This window comes from Clostridium sp. YIM B02551, assembly GCF_022324735.1.
Lineage (GTDB): Bacteria > Bacillota > Clostridia > Clostridiales > Clostridiaceae > Clostridium_T > Clostridium_T paridis.
In genome coordinates this window covers 103,129-120,203 of the sequence record NZ_JAKGTF010000013.1, presented here as the reverse complement: position 1 = coordinate 120,203, position 17,075 = coordinate 103,129, and the positions used below count along the sequence as shown (strand labels likewise).

At 29.1% G+C, this 17,075-nt stretch carries 16 protein-coding genes; 4 read left to right on the top strand and 12 right to left on the bottom strand.

From position 1 onward, the window contains the following. Positions 1-2 precede the first annotated feature (2 nt). The 6 genes from L1S47_RS16090 to L1S47_RS16065 all read right to left on the bottom strand — a co-directional run bounded on the left by L1S47_RS16090 (position 3) and on the right by L1S47_RS16065 (position 6,115). Positions 3-1,232 carry a nucleotide sugar dehydrogenase gene (locus L1S47_RS16090; protein WP_238884683.1) on the bottom strand — a complete coding sequence of 410 codons (1,230 nt, stop codon included), beginning with the start codon at positions 1,230-1,232 and terminating at the stop codon, positions 3-5. A gap of 133 nt (positions 1,233-1,365) precedes the next feature. After that, positions 1,366-2,016, bottom strand: a complete 651-nt coding sequence (locus L1S47_RS16085; protein ID WP_373689101.1) for a sugar transferase — start codon at positions 2,014-2,016, stop codon at positions 1,366-1,368. A gap of 148 nt (positions 2,017-2,164) precedes the next feature. Then, positions 2,165-2,854 carry a CpsD/CapB family tyrosine-protein kinase gene (locus tag L1S47_RS16080; RefSeq protein WP_238884682.1) on the bottom strand — a complete coding sequence of 230 codons (690 nt, stop codon included), beginning with the start codon at positions 2,852-2,854 and terminating at the stop codon, positions 2,165-2,167. Further along, positions 2,829-3,581: a Wzz/FepE/Etk N-terminal domain-containing protein gene (locus L1S47_RS16075; protein ID WP_238884681.1), complete on the bottom strand. Its 753-nt coding sequence runs from the start codon at positions 3,579-3,581 to the stop codon at positions 2,829-2,831. The genes L1S47_RS16080 and L1S47_RS16075 overlap by 26 nt, the downstream gene beginning before the upstream one ends. Positions 3,582-4,188: 607 nt before the next feature. Beyond that, the gene (locus tag L1S47_RS16070) at positions 4,189-4,950 is read right to left on the bottom strand and encodes a tyrosine-protein phosphatase (RefSeq protein WP_238884680.1); all 762 of its coding nucleotides are present in this window, start codon (positions 4,948-4,950) and stop codon (positions 4,189-4,191) included. Between the two features lie 133 nt (positions 4,951-5,083). Then, positions 5,084-6,115 (bottom strand): radical SAM protein, encoded by a 1,032-nt coding sequence (locus tag L1S47_RS16065; RefSeq protein ID WP_238884679.1) that lies wholly within the window; start codon positions 6,113-6,115, stop codon positions 5,084-5,086. 200 nt (positions 6,116-6,315) lie between these two features. On the opposite strand from L1S47_RS16065, the gene L1S47_RS16060 reads away from it, so the two are divergent. From L1S47_RS16060 to L1S47_RS16050, 3 genes are all read left to right on the top strand, one after another. After that, on the top strand, positions 6,316-6,888 hold the full coding sequence (locus L1S47_RS16060; protein WP_238884678.1) for a sigma-70 family RNA polymerase sigma factor: 573 nt from the start codon (positions 6,316-6,318) through the stop codon (positions 6,886-6,888). Between the two features lie 199 nt (positions 6,889-7,087). Then, positions 7,088-8,590: a cell wall-binding repeat-containing protein gene (locus L1S47_RS16055; RefSeq protein ID WP_238884676.1), complete on the top strand. Its 1,503-nt coding sequence runs from the start codon at positions 7,088-7,090 to the stop codon at positions 8,588-8,590. 94 nt (positions 8,591-8,684) lie between these two features. Then, positions 8,685-9,311: a hypothetical protein gene (locus L1S47_RS16050; protein WP_238884675.1), complete on the top strand. Its 627-nt coding sequence runs from the start codon at positions 8,685-8,687 to the stop codon at positions 9,309-9,311. Positions 9,312-9,411: 100 nt separating this feature from the next. Here the strand turns inward: L1S47_RS16050 and L1S47_RS16045 are convergent, their stop codons facing one another. Together L1S47_RS16045 and L1S47_RS16040 are read right to left on the bottom strand one after the other, a co-directional pair. After that, positions 9,412-9,777: a GtrA family protein gene (locus L1S47_RS16045; protein WP_238884722.1), complete on the bottom strand. Its 366-nt coding sequence runs from the start codon at positions 9,775-9,777 to the stop codon at positions 9,412-9,414. A gap of 31 nt (positions 9,778-9,808) precedes the next feature. Beyond that, positions 9,809-10,744 carry a glycosyltransferase family 2 protein gene (locus L1S47_RS16040; protein WP_238884672.1) on the bottom strand — a complete coding sequence of 312 codons (936 nt, stop codon included), beginning with the start codon at positions 10,742-10,744 and terminating at the stop codon, positions 9,809-9,811. Positions 10,745-10,887: 143 nt separating this feature from the next. On the opposite strand from L1S47_RS16040, the gene L1S47_RS16035 reads away from it, so the two are divergent. Then, positions 10,888-12,582 (top strand): DUF6056 family protein, encoded by a 1,695-nt coding sequence (locus tag L1S47_RS16035; RefSeq protein ID WP_238884669.1) that lies wholly within the window; start codon positions 10,888-10,890, stop codon positions 12,580-12,582. Positions 12,583-12,632: 50 nt separating this feature from the next. On the opposite strand, the gene L1S47_RS16030 is transcribed toward L1S47_RS16035, so the two are convergent. The 4 genes from L1S47_RS16030 to L1S47_RS16015 all read right to left on the bottom strand — a co-directional run bounded on the left by L1S47_RS16030 (position 12,633) and on the right by L1S47_RS16015 (position 17,072). Then, the gene (locus tag L1S47_RS16030; protein ID WP_238884668.1) at positions 12,633-13,943 is read right to left on the bottom strand and encodes a nucleotide sugar dehydrogenase; all 1,311 of its coding nucleotides are present in this window, start codon (positions 13,941-13,943) and stop codon (positions 12,633-12,635) included. Between the two features lie 229 nt (positions 13,944-14,172). Next, positions 14,173-15,153, bottom strand: a complete 981-nt coding sequence (gene galE, locus L1S47_RS16025; RefSeq protein WP_238884662.1) for a UDP-glucose 4-epimerase GalE — start codon at positions 15,151-15,153, stop codon at positions 14,173-14,175. Between the two features lie 204 nt (positions 15,154-15,357). After that, complete coding sequence (locus L1S47_RS16020; RefSeq protein WP_238884660.1) at positions 15,358-16,272, bottom strand: NAD-dependent epimerase/dehydratase family protein; 915 nt, start codon at positions 16,270-16,272, stop codon at positions 15,358-15,360. 155 nt (positions 16,273-16,427) lie between these two features. Further along, positions 16,428-17,072 (bottom strand): acetyltransferase, encoded by a 645-nt coding sequence (locus tag L1S47_RS16015; protein WP_238884659.1) that lies wholly within the window; start codon positions 17,070-17,072, stop codon positions 16,428-16,430. Between the last annotated feature and the right edge of the window lie 3 nt (positions 17,073-17,075).

The window sequence follows — 17,075 nt, the reverse complement described above, 5'->3', positions numbered from 1 at the left end:
TATTAAAGTTTATACACCTTTTTACCAAACTTAATTATATTTCTAGTGTCATACACAATTTTATTACTTAAAAGTTCCTGTTTTTCTTTTATTTCATCATGTCTTACAAGTATCACAACAAGTTCCGTACCATCTAAGAAACTTTTTATATCATGATATTGATTACTTACCTTATCTTCTTTTATCCAAGGATCATATACTTTAATATCATTTATATTGTACTTATCCATAATCTGTAATAATTGTAGTGTAGGACTTTCTCTCAAATCATCTATATTTTCCTTATAAGTTAATCCATACAAACCAACCTTAGAGAAATCTTTAATTTTATTTTCTCTCATAATTTCATGGATTCTATCAAAAACATATTTAGGCATAGCATCATTAACTTCTCTTGCACCTAATACAACATTAACTATATCAGGATAATCACCAACTAAAAACCATGGATCAACAGAAATACAGTGTCCTCCTACCCCTGGACCTGGTTGTAGTATATTTACTCTAGGATGCTTATTAGCTATTCTAATAAGTTCATAAACGTCCATACCTTCCTTATGACACATCTTCGCAAGTTCATTTGCAAAAGCAATGTTTATATCTCTAAAAGTGTTTTCTACCACCTTACTCATCTCTGCTGTTTTTATATCTGTAAGAACTATCTCCCCATTACAAAAACTTTCATACCAAGATTTAATTTGTTCACCTATTTCTCTTTCATCAGCGCCAATAGTTCTTGAGTTATTTTTTAATTCATGAACCATCATACCAGGGATAATTCGTTCTGGCGCATGAGCTATATGCAAATCTTTACCTAACGTAAATCCTTTATCTTTTATTATAGGTTTAACAAACTTCTCTATAGTTCCAGGTGATATAGTAGATTCAATTACTACAATCGACCCTTTCTCACAATTATCTAATACAGCCTCAACAGCTTTAACTACGTAAATAGGATCTATTTTTTTTGTATCTCTAAGATAAGGTGTAGGTACAGTTATTATATATCTATCAGTTTTCATATATTCTGTAGTAAATTTTATTCCATTATTATTAGCCTTATTAAATAAATCCTCTAAACCATCTTCATCAAATGTTAACTCACCTTTATTTAATGTATCAACTATTTTTTCATTGTAATCTGTTCCTACAACCTCAACTCCATTTGCAGCAAACATCATTGCAGTTGGAAGTCCAATATATCCTAATCCAATAACATTTAAAACACCCATTATTACACCTCTTTATCTATAAATCTTTTACTTCACTAATATTGAAACTAAGGTACTTTTAAATTGCATATGTTATTCTCACTTAAGCTTTTTCGTACCAATTAAGTTTTATTGATTCATTCATTCGTTTCTTTTATCTAGCATTTTTATCTCCAAAAAGTACAAAAAAGGTTTTAAATATTAACTTTATATCAAGGAATAAACTTCTCTCTTTTACATATTTAACATCCAATTCCATCCACTCTTTAAAGTCTATTGAATTTCTCCCCATTACCTGCCAGTAGCAAGTTAATCCAGGTTTTACATTTAATCTTTCTATCATCCAATCCTCAAATTTCTCTACCTCTTTTGGAAGGCTTGGCCTAGGTCCAACTAAACTCATTTCTCCCTTTATTACATTAATTAACTGTGGCAATTCATCTATACTAGTTTTTCTTATGAATCTTCCTATCTTAGTAATTCTAGGATCCTCCTTCATTTTAAACATAGGTCCTGACATTTCATTTTCCTTCAATAACATATCCTTAAGTTCTTCAGCATTTACTACCATACTCCTAAACTTATACATCTTAAATACTTTGCCATTTAGCCCCACTCTTTCCTGTGTAAAAACAGCGGGCCCTTTGGAATCTAATTTAATTAATATATATATAATTAAGAATACAGGACTTAATAAAGCAATTCCTATTGTTGATGCAAAAATATCTATACTTCTTTTAAATAAATCATATCTAAACTTACCAGTCTTCTCTATACCCTCTGTTGTCACTTTTTCATATAACACTACTCTCCCCCCAATAACTTTAAATTAATTATATTTAAATCAAATAATTATTCCATAGTTTTCCATTTTTATTTTCAAAAAATTTTAGAAATAGTCTTCTTTTAAGCTACTTCTAAAATAAAAAGTTTCTATAATAAATGTTTAAATCTTAATCTCCTGAATAATAGCTATTATAATATTTACTACTTCCATAGCCATATCCCCTGGCGTTATCTGGTATTTTATTCTCTACTACCCCTAGTATTTTTGCTCCTACCTTAACTAAAGAATCTTTTGCTTTTAATATAGCTGCCTTTTCAGTTGTTCCATACGCTGCAACTATTAAAGTTCCATCTATTGAAGGTGATAAAACAAACGTATCAGAAACTACCAAAACTGGAGGTGTATCTATAAGTATTACTTCAAAAGCACCTTTAAGATCTGATAATAGCTTTTTCATATTCTTTGAGCCTAACATTTCTGAAGGGTTAGGCGGAATAGGCCCACTAGGGATTATTTCAAGATTAGGTACATCTACTCTAAAAATACTTTCCTCTATCGTACTTTCTTTAAGTAATAGTGTTGTTAATCCATGAGTATTAGAAGCACCAAACTTTTTATGTATTATTGGTTTTCTAAGGTCACAATCTATAAGCAATGTTCTTTTACCTGCTTGAGCCATTGCAACTGCTAGGTTCGCAATAACAGTACTTTTTCCTTCTCCCGGTCCACAAGAAGTTACAGCAATAATACTTGACTCCTGATCTACTAGTGAAAACTGGATATTACTTCTTAAAGTTCTGTATGCTTCTGATACAGATGACTTAGGATCGTTATATATTACTATGTCTTTTATCACGTTTTCCACCTCTTCCTTTTTTACTCTTAGTTTCTGTTTCTCTTCCCTTTTTACCCTTAACTTCAATTAACGGTATGTTTCCTATTACAGGTATTTCTAATAATTTTTCTAACTCATCTGAATCTTTAACAGTATTATCTAAGTATTCAAGTATGAATACTAATCCTAACGAAACTAGAATTCCTAAAACAAACGCTATTCCTATATTTAAAAATGGTTTAGGACTAATAGGCGATGAAGGCAAGATTGCATCATCAACTAATTGAACGTTGTCCACATTTTTTATTTTTTTCGTAACGGTCTTTAATGACTTAGCCACTTGATTAGCTATATCTTTAGCTTCATCTGAATTTTTTGACTTAACAGATATAGTTAAAAACTCAGTATCTGCACTCGGCGAAGCTGTAATCATATTATTAATCTCTTCTGGAGTTTTATCTAATTTAAGTTCATTTACTACATCTTCAGCCACTGCTCTAGATTTTGCATAAATGCTATAAGTTTTAACGAGTTTTTGATACATTAATACATCATTATAATTTTGATTACCTGTATTTTTATCAGTACTTGTTTGATTGTTACCTATATCTACAGATATACTTGCCTGATAAGTTGGTTTTATAACAAAAAAACTTACCACCCCACTCACAAATATGCATGTAAGGGTTATTAAAAATATTAGTAGTAATCTCTTTTTAATCAGTTGTATATATACTTGTAATTCCATCTTGTTCCTCCATCTTTTTGCATTCCATCAGTAATTATATCATTTTATATTTATGTTTATAACTTGAAATTGCCCAAAATTATTCAAATAACTAATATTTTATCCACTTTTCTCATTATTTCACATAATTTCCATAGTAATTCTAGGTGTAAGGAAATATACAGTTTGATAATAATATGATACTTAATATACCATATTATTCCTTATGCATTGCAATAATTATATATATTCTAAAATTCTTGAACCTATGTTATAAATTTAAAATATAATAATAGTTTATATCGCTACTTTAATGTTACAAAAAATTCATAAGTCCTTCAAATGTATTTCTTGGTAAATAACCTGACATAGTCCCAAGAAAGCCTTCATGCTTTAAATTTCAAGTTTTTATTTATTTATTATGAATTATCAAAAAAAAATATAATTTTACCTTTATTTTACATTTAGCCTTTATCATAGTACCATATGTGCTAAAAAAATCAAATGCTATTTCAAAAATTAAATATATTTTTGAAGATAAAAAGCAAAGGTACCTCCCCTTTGCTTTCATAATATCCATATAAACTCCTATAGATTTTATACTTATCTAGATTTCGCTACAAACTCTTTATTTTCTTTTTAAAAATCCAAATATTGATTTTGAACTCTTTTTTAGTTCATTTATCTCGGGTAGTTCTATATCTTCACCTAATAAAACCTTTTTTTGGTTTTTATCTATCCATGTACTCAAGCTGGGATTTATCTCCTCTAACCTATTTCTGCCACTTTTAATATTAGTTTTCCTTCTTGAATCATTATGTCCATCGCTACCTAGAATATGGATCATATTTCTTTTAGCTAATATTTCTGAAATATCTTTAGGTTCTTTTCCGTACTGTCCCACAAGAGAACCTGCATTAACCTGAAGTAAATATCCTTCGTCTATCCACTCTTCTAGGATATCAATATTATTCATTAGTTTAAGATTTCTTTCTGGATGAGCTATTATAGGCTTAACACCAAGTATGGTTAATTCATAAAGTACATCATTAGAATATCTTGGGATTTCCCTCATAGGAAATTCTATTAGCATATATGGTCCATTATTAATTCCCCATATTTTCTTTTCTTTAAATAATTGAGGCAACTTCAAATCCATATATACCTCAAGTCCAGAAATTATGTTAATCTTACTTTCAGCTCTTAACTCGTCAATCTTGCTAGAATATTCTTCGAAACTCACCTCATAATTTCCTAATATAAAATGAGGCGTAGCACATATATATTCAGTTCCTTCTTCTTTAGCATTTTCTATCATGCTAAGAGACATTTCTATATCTTTAGCGCCATCATCAATCCCATATATAATATGTGAATGAAAGTCTATCATATGTTCCTCCTCCTTATACAAAAGTTCAAGTTCAGATATTGATAGAAATTCTCGGAATTCAAATCATATTGCTATTATATCAAATTTATTAGCCATTTTAAATGACTTAACAACAATAACAAAGCTGTAAATTTTAGCTATATGTACTATTAAATAGACTTTTTAAGAAACTTGAAATATATTTAGCTTCATTTTTCCTGCTTATAAGTTCCTCGTAAAGACTTCCTATTTGATTTAAATGATTATCAATTACTCTTTGATCCATTTTTTCAAATTCTTCTGAAGTCCTATTACAAATGTTTGCAGCTAAAATAACCTTATGTAAGTTATGTTTTTCAAAAAACTCGCATGTCTCTTTCAAATCCGTCCTAAAATCATAAGGAACTATAATTCCTATATCACCATAAGGATAAATCTCTTTACACTTTTTTAAATTTAATAGAATACTATTATACTCTTCTAGATTTTTCTCAATTACATATTTTTTATAGTTGCTCTCAGGTCCATAAAACTTAACAAAAATTCTAGAATCATGTATTAATAAAAACCTGACATTTTCTTCAGTAAGTAAATTTCCATTAGTTAATATATTAAAAGAGATTTCATTTTGAAATTTAAGATTACAATAATTCATAATTGTTTTTATTTCTTGAAATTTAAGTAATGGATCGCCTCCATAAAAAGTAATTATATATTTATTAATAACTTTATTTTGATTAAATCTCTGCATTTTTAAGAAAAAAGTATCCAGCGTTTTTAAAGCTAATTTTTTGCTAATTGATTTTGAATAATTGCATTGTTGTTTACAATATTTGCACTTTTCTGTACACTTGTTAGTTACATTTATCATAAGTTCTACCTTATCTCTACAAATGAAAACTTTAAATCTTTCGTCTAAAAGAAAATCTTCTAATAAATATATTTTTTCATTATTTTTAATATTAAAAATCAACTTATTAAGTGTATATAAATTATCTACAACTGCCAAACACCCATTTGGTATTATGTATTTTCCCAGTTCATTCTTACTTAATTCACTATATTCACCCTCAAAATTACCAAGATTACCTTCTCTTGCACTTCTAATAATTTCAGACCTTTTTTTAAGCTCATCTTTTAAATTTCTAAACTTTTCTATCGTGAAAGATGAATCTAAACTAGCCATATAACTATACCTCCATAAAATCCCATTTACCTAAAAATTTTTGCATTTTGAGGAAATTTATAAGCTTTTATTATTTATTTCTACTAATTTATCGTCTTTTTTTTACTCTTCTTAACAATTTATTCAGGAATATCTCACATATCTTCATTCCGTTGTAATAATTTAACATATTTTTTCGTTTTAATATTGGGAGGTATTTTATGGAAGATAATTTATTAACATTAGTAACGAAAGCCAAGTTAAATGATACGACATCTACGGAAGAAATTATTAGTTTATTTACGCCCTTAATAAAAAACAGAACAAAAATCCTATATATTAAAAATCTCGATGAGGATGATTTAATGCAAATTGGACGAATTAGCATAATAAAAGCAATAAATAATTATGACATTAATAGAGGTTCATCATTTATTTCTTATTTAAAGAATACTATTGATAAAAACTACTTTTATGAAATACGAAAAAATACTAAGTGTGTTTATGAAACGAGTATTTACCTTGCTATAAAGCATGGTAAGTTCTATAATAGCTTATTTGTGTCTCAAGAAAACATTGAAGCTAATTTCTTAGATAAAGAACTACTTTGTGAGCTTTCAAATGCACTTACTTCCCTATCTACTACAGAAAAAGAATTAATTGAGTATGTATATTTTAAAAATACATGGGGAGGTCTTACTCGCTATTCAAAAGAAAAAGAATTGCCTTATAGTGAAGTACTTAACTTAAGAAATAAAATACTGTCAAAATTGAAGAATGCATTAACTCTTTAATCTATTTCCACTTTATTGTAAGTTTTAATTCTATTAAACATTGTGTATAATTATTATGTTAATAAAATCAAATTATAGGGTTTTAAGTTCAACTAATAATTTACTCATGCTTGAAAATGTTCAGATACCGACATTTTTAAACAAGAATAAATTAAGTTTCCTATAAAAAACCCTAAATAAAAAGAGGTGAAGAGAATTAATGTTTAAAAATCTAAAGAAAGTTTTTTCTTTAATACTAATAGCTATTTTATCAATTCCTGTTATTAGTGTACAAGCTGTCCCAAAACCAATTCCAATAATTGCTCCTCCAACTGCTTCTCAAAGTCAGATGGAAGTATGGGCTAAGAATCACGGAGCAACTGATGCCTTTATAGGTTTAGCTAAATTATACTATACCTATGCACCTAGCCATGGAGGCATTGATCCTGTAGTTGCTTATGCTCAAGCAGCAAAAGAAACAGCCTTTGGTAATTTTGGCGGCGTTTTAGATGCAAGCTTTTATAACCCATGTGGTTTAAAAACTACCGTAGGTGGAGATGATACTGATCCTTCTGCCCATCAACGTTTTGCAAATTGGGATCAAGGCGTAATGGCTCATTTAGATCATTTAGCATTATATGTTGGAGCTGCTGGGTATCCTAAAGCAAGTGGACAAACTTATGATCCTAGACATTTTCCTTCTATATATGGCACAGCCGGAAACTCTGTTGCTAACTTAGGTGCAAAATGGGCTCCAAGTTCAACTTATGGAACTGAAATCATTAATTACATTAACGAAATAAACAATAACTTCTATGCAGCAAAAATTTCTCCTTACCGCTTATCTGGTTTAGATAGATTTGCTACTGCTGTACAAATAAGTACTTCTGGGTGGACTACTTCTGATAATGTAATTCTTGCTTATGGTCTTGATTTCCCTGATGCACTATCTGGAGTTTCCTTAGGATATGTAAAAAATGCACCTATATTATTAACTGAAACAAAATCAATTCCTCAAAGTACCTTGAATGAAATTTCAAGACTACAAGCAAAAAATGTATTTATATTAGGAGGTACTGGCGTAATATCTTCTCAAGTAGAAAATACTCTTAAAGCTAAAAATCTTAATGTTATTCGTCTTCAAGGTAATGATAGATTCCAAACTACTGCAGCCATAGGTACTGAAGTTATGAAGGATAATACTGCAAAAACTGCTGTTATTGCAACTGGTCTTGATTATCCTGATACCTTATCCATAAGTCCATATGCTGCATTTAACAAGTATCCAATATTATATACTCTTACTAACGAATTAAGTTCTGACACAAAGAATTTTTTAATAAACTTCGGTATTAAAAATGTTATTATTCCTGGAGGTATAGGAGTAGTTTCAGCAAATGTTGAATCACAAATAAAAGCTCTTGGAATCTCAGTTACTAGAGTGTCAGGAGCAAATAGATATGAAACTGCTGTAAATATAACTAATACTTTTAATGAAAGTTTCAAGAGTGGAGTATTTATCACCATCGGATGTGATTTTCCTGATGGCTTAACTGGTGGTGTACTGGCAGCAAAAAGAAATATGCCAATGCTTCTAGTAGAGAGAAACGCCATAGATAATAATACCTTAAGATATATTAAATCTAATGGAGATATTAATTTATATATCTTAGGTGGTACTGGAGTAATTTCTGATAATTTAATTAACCAAATTCAAAATTAATATGTAAATATAAATAACATATATTTTATTTATACTACCTCCAAAATATGCTATAATTATAATATAAAACAATCATATTTTTGGAGGTGGTATTATGAAAAAATTATTAAACCTAGCATTAGTTTTAATTGTATCCACATTTACTCTTTTTGCATGTACATCTAAAAATGTAGCATCTTCTCCTAAATCAACTACTCCTGATAACACTCTTGAAAACGTTTCACAGAAAGAAGATGTTAAAACAGCTACCTCAAATGCTGAGACTAATATTCAAGGAAATAATTCTACAGAAATCAAGACCGTTTCAATGGAGACTTTTATTATTTATGATGTTAATGAAGACACTATGAATCTAAAAGAAAATTATAAGTATACAATAAATAAAGATTTAGATATATATTCAAAAGTACAAACTATTTCTTCAGAGGTTATGCATAACTACTTTAATGGCCTTCAATATGCTGTTACATTTAAAGAAATTAATAATAAGATAATAGTTGTTATTAATCTTATAGATGATAAAATGCCTACTGATGAGAATAGTTGGTATCAAAAATTTCAAGGTTCTACTGGAGCAAATATTAATTTAAAAAGAATCTCAGATAACATTCTTCAAAGACAATATACAGGCACATGGATAAACGGTGTAGAGATTTTATATAATGGAAAAACTCCTGAATTTGAGCATGTTCCTGAAATGAGTAAAACTATTACTAGATAAATGTGACTTAAAACCAGATCACAATAGTATGTTCTAAAAATACAAAGAACCATATCAATAACTTTAAGAAAATTGATATGGTTCTTTCTTTTTATTATTATTACTTAAATATAACTTTTCGATATAGTATAAAATTCCAAAGTGTTATCATACACATGGTTATAAACTTCGCTATTATGTCAAGCACTCCTAAACTAACCATAAAAGCAATAGCATTTGTACTAAAAGTAGTATTAGCTATGAACAAAATTATATATAATACAATGCTTCTATATATATTGGATGAGTTTTTAAATGCCCACCCTCTATTAATAATAAAATTAAAGACTGTTGCTATAAATACTGCTGATATATTTGATATTAAAAGATCTAGATAAATTATTTTTCTAAAGAAAGTATATAATAACAATTCAAATAGTGCTGTAGATCCTCCTACCAATAAATATTTGCCAAATTGCTTCCCCATAGCTTTATTATTCACAAATGTATTTAGTATTTTACTTCTCATCTAAAAATCCTTTTCCTTGCTTTTTAGCTATAATATATCTTGGTCTTCCTTTTACCTCGTCATAAATCTTTGATATATAGATTCCTATTACTCCGAGACTTAACATTATGCATCCCCCAATACCAAGTATTAATATTATCACTGTTGTAAAGCCAGTTAAAGCTTTTCCAGTAAATTTCATAATCAATGTCTGGATTGATAACACTACATCAATAATAAGCATCATGAGTCCAAGCCAAGCAACTATATAAAGTGGTGCTGCCGTATAGGAAGTGATAGACTGAATAGCTAGTTTAGTTAAGCTTTTAAATGTCCACTTAGACATTCCACAAGTTCTTTCCTTTACTTCGAAGGGTATTTGAATACGGTTATACCCAACCCAAGCTGACATTCCTCTAAAGAATGTTATTGACTCATGCATAAGTTTCCAAGATTCAACTACTTTTTTATCTAATAGCTTAAAGTCAGATGCACTACTTAAGTTTATTCTTGTTGCCTTATTAAATAACTTATAAAAAGTCAAAGCTGCTAATTTCCCAAGTAAAGACTCTTTTCCTCTATTTGATTTTATTCCTTCAACAACATCATATCCTTCTTCTGTCCATAATCTTACCATCTCAGGTATTAATTCTGGTGGATGTTGTAAGTCTGAATCTATTATAACAAATGCATCTCCAGACGCATTTTCTAGTGCTGCACACAATGCAGCTTCTTTACCGAAATTACGACTTAATTCTATAATAGACACATTCTTATAACTTTCATAAAGCTTTTCCATCTCATTACATGAATTATCTTTAGATCCATCATTCACTAATATAATTTGGTAGTTTATATAATTACTAGACATGATATTCATAACTTTTTCTATATTAGAATATATTTGTTCCCCTTCGTTATATACGGGCATGATTATTGATATCACCAAATCACTCCTTATTTATTCCCGATCATATAACATATTATTCCTATTTTTACATTCTTTTATACATAACTTGTATACATATTACATTATAGTGAAATACTAGTATATATAAAGATATATACTCTCAATTAATTGATATAACTATGAAAGGTTCCACATTTATGAATGATAATTATAATTTCTCTAAGATAATAATTTTTAAAAGTAAAAAATATAGTGTTTTATTAGCATTACTAATTCTTATGTTAATAGTTCATCATTATATTTTCTTATATGCAGATGACCTTTATTACTGTCGTGATGCCTCTGTAGGTCTAAGAAACTTACCACACTTCATATATGGTGTATTAAATGAAAATGGACGTGTATGGGTTCACTTACTTCTTCTTGCAATAGTAAAATATAATGTATTCTTATTTAGAATAATCAATCCAATTATTATTACCCTTACTGCCTTATTGGTTTCTAAAATATGTCTTGATTCAGGAGTAGTTAATAAACAAAGCACTAAGAACTTCCTTATTGCAACTTCCTGTGCTAGTATGTTTTTTATTCTATTACCTATTGAAGTTTCAAATACTACCATTTATTATGCGGCCTGTTCTCTTAACTATCTTGTTCCAACAGCTGTAACAATAATTTATGCATATCTATTATATAATGACTATTTAAAGGATACAGATAAATATAAATCTAAATGGTGGATTGTACTTTTAGCCTTTTTTGCTGGTTCTTCTACTCAGCAGGCAGGAATGATTGCTATAGGCTTTACTGTACTTATTACTCTTTATTTTAAAATTTTTAGGGGAAAGAAGTTTTCAAGAGGTCTTATTCCATATTATATTTCAGTATTCTTTGGATATTGTTTTGTAACTTATGGTTCTTTTAAAAGAGCACTATTTGAAACTAATACTGGAAAAGGAATGGATATCCCCTTATCAATTGACACCATGTTAAAAACTAATATTTTTGAAGCTCCTGCTGTTAGCTATGTTCTAATAATTTGTTTATGTAGTGTATTTTGGCTTTATCATTATTCATATGAAAATAGAGAAACTGCTAGTAGAGCAATTTTATTAGTAAATAAAGCTTTAGCCTATTTATTAACACTAGGGACATTAGGTTATATTTACTTTGTTTTATACAAAAAATATGAAGTCCATATCTTTGCTGGCGAAGGTTCTCGTATGCTAGTTAGACTTGGCTTTATTGCTTTTGCGCTAGTATTTCTATTAAGTAATTTTTATGTTTCTTTTTTAATTCTTTTAAAAGAACGCTATCCATTTATAACTTTTTGTTGTATTAATGCATTTGGTGCTCAAATTATGCTTTTGTTTGTAGATCCAAGATTTGCTGGAGATCATAGAATTTTATTTCCTTCACTTTTACTTATGAGTATATTCATTGTTTACTCTTCATTAAAGTTTTACAGTAATAGATTGTTCCTAGCATTTACATTACTTTCAATAACACTTGGAGCTCATAAGTTATCACTAGCAATTATAGCTTCAATATTGGTTATATTATGTTTTATTTTTTCAATTATTAAAATTAACTTTAAACCACTGAGATTTATAATGATTTTAGCTTTTCTAGCAATATCCTTAATTGCCTTTAACACTACTTATTCTGGATATAAAGTAGTATCCTATGAACAAGTATTTAATATGAATGCTATTAAGGAGTACCATAGGAACAATAATGAAGGTATATTAAAACTTAAAAAGACACCTCCAACTATATACGGTTATAATGTTTCTAATTGGAATGACATGCCCTACTTTATGAAACAATGCTATAAGATAAATGAAATGACTGTAGTTGAATATTATAAATAAGATTAAAGGCAGAGGGGTTTACTTCCCTCTGCCTTTATATTAATTATTCACTATAGTCTAAAATAAACATAACCAGCTTTTTCGAATTCTTTTCTATTGTAAAGTCCTTTTACATCTATTAAAACTGGAGTTCCTTCACCATAGAACTTCTTTATACTTTGAGCATCTAATTCTCTAAATTCACTGTGGCTAGTAGCAAACACTACTGCATCTACATTCTTAATGTCATTAAGTTCTAAGGATGATATTCCATACTCTTCTTTTAACTCATTTTTGTCAGCTACTGGGTCAAATGGTAATACATCTATTTCATATTCTTTTAACTCTTTAATAATATCAAATACTTTTGAGTTTCTTGTGTCCGGACAATTCTCTTTAAAGGTTAATCCCAATATTGCAACCTTTGCACCCTTAACTTTTTTATCTCCTTTAATTAAGGATTTCACTACATTTTCAGCAACAAAAGCAGCCATTCCATCATTTATTTTTCTTCCAACTGCTACAAGCTTTGCTTCAACTCCAAATTCTTGAGCCCTATGCACTAAATAGAAAGGGTCTACTCCTATACAATGTCCTCCAACTAATCCTGGATTAAACTTTAGGAAGTTCCACTTTGTTCCTGCTGCATCTAATACTGCTCTTGTATCAATTCCCATCTTATTAAATACCATTGAAAGTTCATTTACAAATGCAATATTTACATCTCTTTGAGTGTTTTCTATAAGTTTAGCTGCTTCTGCAACTTTTATACTTTCAGCTCTATATACTCCAGCTTCTATTATAAGTTCGTAAGTTTTTGCAACCACTTCTAAAGTCTCTTCATCCATTCCAGAAACTATTTTAGTTATCTTTTCTAATGTGTGAACTCTATCTCCTGGATTAATTCTCTCTGGTGAATAGCCAATTTTAAAATCTATTCCACATTTTAATCCTGATTCTTCTTCTAAAAGAGGAATACATACTTCTTCAGTAACTCCTGGATAAACTGTAGATTCAAAAACTACTATTGCTCCTTTTGATAAATTTCTTCCTACTGTTTTTGATGCACCAATTACTGGTCTTAAATCTGGTGTGTTATCTTTATTAGTTGGTGTTGGTACAGCTACAACAAAAAATTTAGCTTTTTTAAGTTCTTCTTCATCATAAGTAAACTTACAGCTACTTGCTTTTAAAGCTTCATTTCCAACCTCATTAGTTACATCGATACCATTATTGTAAAGATCTACTTTTGCTTTATTTACATCAAATCCTATAACATCTACTTTCTTTGCAAATGCTACTGCAAGTGGCATTCCTACATATCCTAATCCTACCACTGCTACTTTTTCTTCTCTTTCAATAATCTTTTGGAATAAATCCATCTTATTATCCCCCTATATGTTAAGCTTTAATTATTTCAGGTTGTTAATAGTTTAAACTATCTTTACAAAACCTACGTCATTATGTCTCTATTTCAAGTCATCCTTATTATTATAGTTTATATGTTATATAAATATCAATACTTAGCATAAAAATAGATTAAAATATTACTAACCCCTTATTATTAGGGGTTTAAGTAACATTTTAATCTAATAAACAAAATCTATTTACTTAAAATCCATTTGGATGATTTGAATGCCACTTCCATGCTGTCTCTATTATATTTTCTAGAGTATTAAATCTTGGTTCCCATCCTAGCTCTTCAACCGCTTTATTAGATGAAGCTATTAAAATAGCTGGGTCTCCAGCCCTTCTTTCTGCAACTTCTGCAGGAATCTCATGCTTAGTAACCTTCCTAGCAACCTCTATAACTTCTTTAACAGAAAAGCCTGTACCATTTCCTAAATTATATATTCTGCTTTCTCCGCCATTTTCGAGTCTTTTAAGTGCCAATAAGTGAGCTGAAGCAAGATCAGACACATGAATATAATCTCTTATACAACTTCCGTCTGAGGTATTATAATCATCTCCAAAAATCATTATTTTTTCTCTCTTACCTAATGCTACTTGTAATATTAAAGGAATTAAGTGAGTTTCTGTCTTATGATCTTCTCCAATATTTCCATCTACATGCGCTCCAGCTGCATTAAAGTATCTTAAAACAGTATATTTAATACCATAAGCCACATCACACCACTTAAGAATCTTTTCAACAATAAGCTTTGATTCTCCATATGCATTTGTAGGTAAAGTCTTGTCCCCTTCTAAAATAGGAGTATTTTCTGGTTCTCCATAAGTAGCTGCAGTTGAAGAAAATACTATATTCTTAACTCCATGTTCTTTCATAGTTTCCAAAAGATTAATAGTCCCATAAACATTATTGTTGAAATATTTAAGTGGTTCTACCATACTTTCTCCAACTAGAGAATAGGCTGCAAAATCTATAACTGCATCTATATCATTTTCATTAAATACCCTATTTAAAAATTCTTTATCTCTTAAATCCCCAGTATATAGCTTTACCCCATTAACCGATTCTTTATGACCAGTCTCTAAGCTATCTACAACTATTACTTCTTGTCCTTCTTCTAAAAGATGTGCTACCATATGACTACCAATGTAGCCTGCCCCTCCGCAAACTAGAATTGCCATTATATCCTCTCCTTAAAATTAATCATTATTATATAATTATAACAAAAATTCTACATCTATTTATACCTATTTGGTGTAAATAACATAATTTCTACATATGTAAAGTGGCCATTGAATAAATTCAATGACCACATAAAATTTTAGAACATTATTCTAATATCATTCATAATTACATTTGCTGCTCATACCCAGAATTATTAAAGTCTAATTTTCTGAATAATATCTTAAAGTTTCTGTTAATCCTTCTTCTAATGAATAATTTGGCTTCCAAGAACATTCATTTTTTATCTTATCATAAATCATGAAACTATTCCTTATATCCCCAATCCTTTCCTCTTTATAGATTGGTTTAATACTGGAGTTTACTAAGTTATTAAATACGCTAATCAATTTATTTAACGAAATTTCAATGTTAGTTGATACATTATAGATATTATTATTTAGTTCAGTTAAAGCAATTAAATTTGCTTTTGCCACATCTTTAACATAAACAAAATCTCTTGATTGTTCACCATCTCCAAATATTACTGGTACTTCTTTTTTTAAGAATCTTTCAGAGAAAATGGCTATTACCCCACCTTCACCTTTAGAATCTTGTCTAGGCCCATAAACATTTGCATATCTAAAAACAGTATAATTAATTCCATAAAGTTTATTATACACTTCCAAATAATGTTCAACAGTATGCTTTGTAACGCCATAGCCACATTGCATATTTAATGGATGTTCTTCATCTATTGGTAAATATTTAGGTTCACCAAAAATGGCTGCTGAAGCAGGATATATAACTTTCTTTACTCCAAACTTCCTACAACACTCCAAGATATTTAATGTTCCCATAATATTTATTGAAGCATCCTCTATAGGATCTTCTATAGAATTAGGAACTGATATCTGAGCAGCATGGTGATTTACTATATCAAATTTCTCTTTTTCAAAGATTGTTGCTAGATCCTCACTTCTAATATCAATATTATAAAACTTTGCCAGTTTATTAACGTTTATTTTACTCCCATGACTCATATCATCTACAATCACTACTTCATGATTATTTTTAATATATTCATCTACTATATGTGAGCCTATAAATCCTGCCCCTCCAGTTACTAATACTTTCATATAACCTCCGTAAATGCCTGCATATAATCCTATTACATAATATCATAAAATTCTTATTTCCATAAATATTTTTGATTTTATATTTATTAATATTTGAAAATATGCCCTAATTTTCATAATGATTCATTAAGTTCTCATATATGTAACTCTACATACTAATAAAATTTTATTGGTTTTGCAGGAATACCAACTGCTGTACAATTACTTGGTATATCCTTTACCACTACTGCTCCGGCACCAATTGTAACATTGGTTCCTATATTAACTTTATTTATAATTGAAGTGGCAGTCCCAATATTACAATTTTCTCCCAAAACTACGTTTCCTGAAATATTTACACTAGGTAAAACAGTAGAATAATTACCTATTACACTATCATGACCCACTGTAGTATCAATATTTAATATAACATGTTCACCTATAGTAGCATTAACTGTGATAATACATCCTGCACATATTATTGCTCCGTCCCCTATCTTGTTATATTTTGATATCTTAACATTGGGATGAATTAATATTGCGGGTTTCATCCCTAGTTCTTTTGCTTTATTACTAAATTTAACTTTCAAATTAGGGTCTCCAACCGCACAAACATAATACAGCTCCCCATCATAATAATCTTTTAAGTTTGAGAAATCTCCAATTACATTAAAACCATTTAAATTTTTACCTACATTCTCATCTGATTCTTCAACGTATCCAATTAAGTTCCACATACTATCTTGAACATTTATGTCTTCGATAAGCCATGCTACTTCTCTTGCAAAACCACCAGCTCCAAGTATAACAATATTATTCAAAAT

Bases quoted from the DNA above. Each gene is read 5' to 3' on its own strand.
- L1S47_RS16020 (WP_238884660.1), bottom strand. From the start codon at position 16,272: ATGAAAGTATTAGTAACTGGAGGGGCAGGATTTATAGGCTCACATATA.
- L1S47_RS16030 (WP_238884668.1), bottom strand. From the start codon at position 13,943: ATGGATTTATTCCAAAAGATTATTGAAAGAGAAGAAAAAGTAGCAGTG.
- L1S47_RS16035 (WP_238884669.1), top strand. From the start codon at position 10,888: ATGAAAGGTTCCACATTTATGAATGATAATTATAATTTCTCTAAGATA.
- L1S47_RS16055 (WP_238884676.1), top strand. From the start codon at position 7,088: ATGTTTAAAAATCTAAAGAAAGTTTTTTCTTTAATACTAATAGCTATT.
- L1S47_RS16090 (WP_238884683.1), bottom strand. From the start codon at position 1,232: ATGGGTGTTTTAAATGTTATTGGATTAGGATATATTGGACTTCCAACT.
- L1S47_RS16060 (WP_238884678.1), top strand. From the start codon at position 6,316: ATGGAAGATAATTTATTAACATTAGTAACGAAAGCCAAGTTAAATGAT.
- L1S47_RS16065 (WP_238884679.1), bottom strand. From the start codon at position 6,115: ATGGCTAGTTTAGATTCATCTTTCACGATAGAAAAGTTTAGAAATTTA.
- L1S47_RS16045 (WP_238884722.1), bottom strand. From the start codon at position 9,777: ATGGGGAAGCAATTTGGCAAATATTTATTGGTAGGAGGATCTACAGCA.
- L1S47_RS16070 (WP_238884680.1), bottom strand. From the start codon at position 4,950: ATGATAGACTTTCATTCACATATTATATATGGGATTGATGATGGCGCT.
- L1S47_RS16075 (WP_238884681.1), bottom strand. From the start codon at position 3,581: ATGGAATTACAAGTATATATACAACTGATTAAAAAGAGATTACTACTA.
- L1S47_RS16050 (WP_238884675.1), top strand. From the start codon at position 8,685: ATGAAAAAATTATTAAACCTAGCATTAGTTTTAATTGTATCCACATTT.
- galE (WP_238884662.1), bottom strand. From the start codon at position 15,153: ATGGCAATTCTAGTTTGCGGAGGGGCAGGCTACATTGGTAGTCATATG.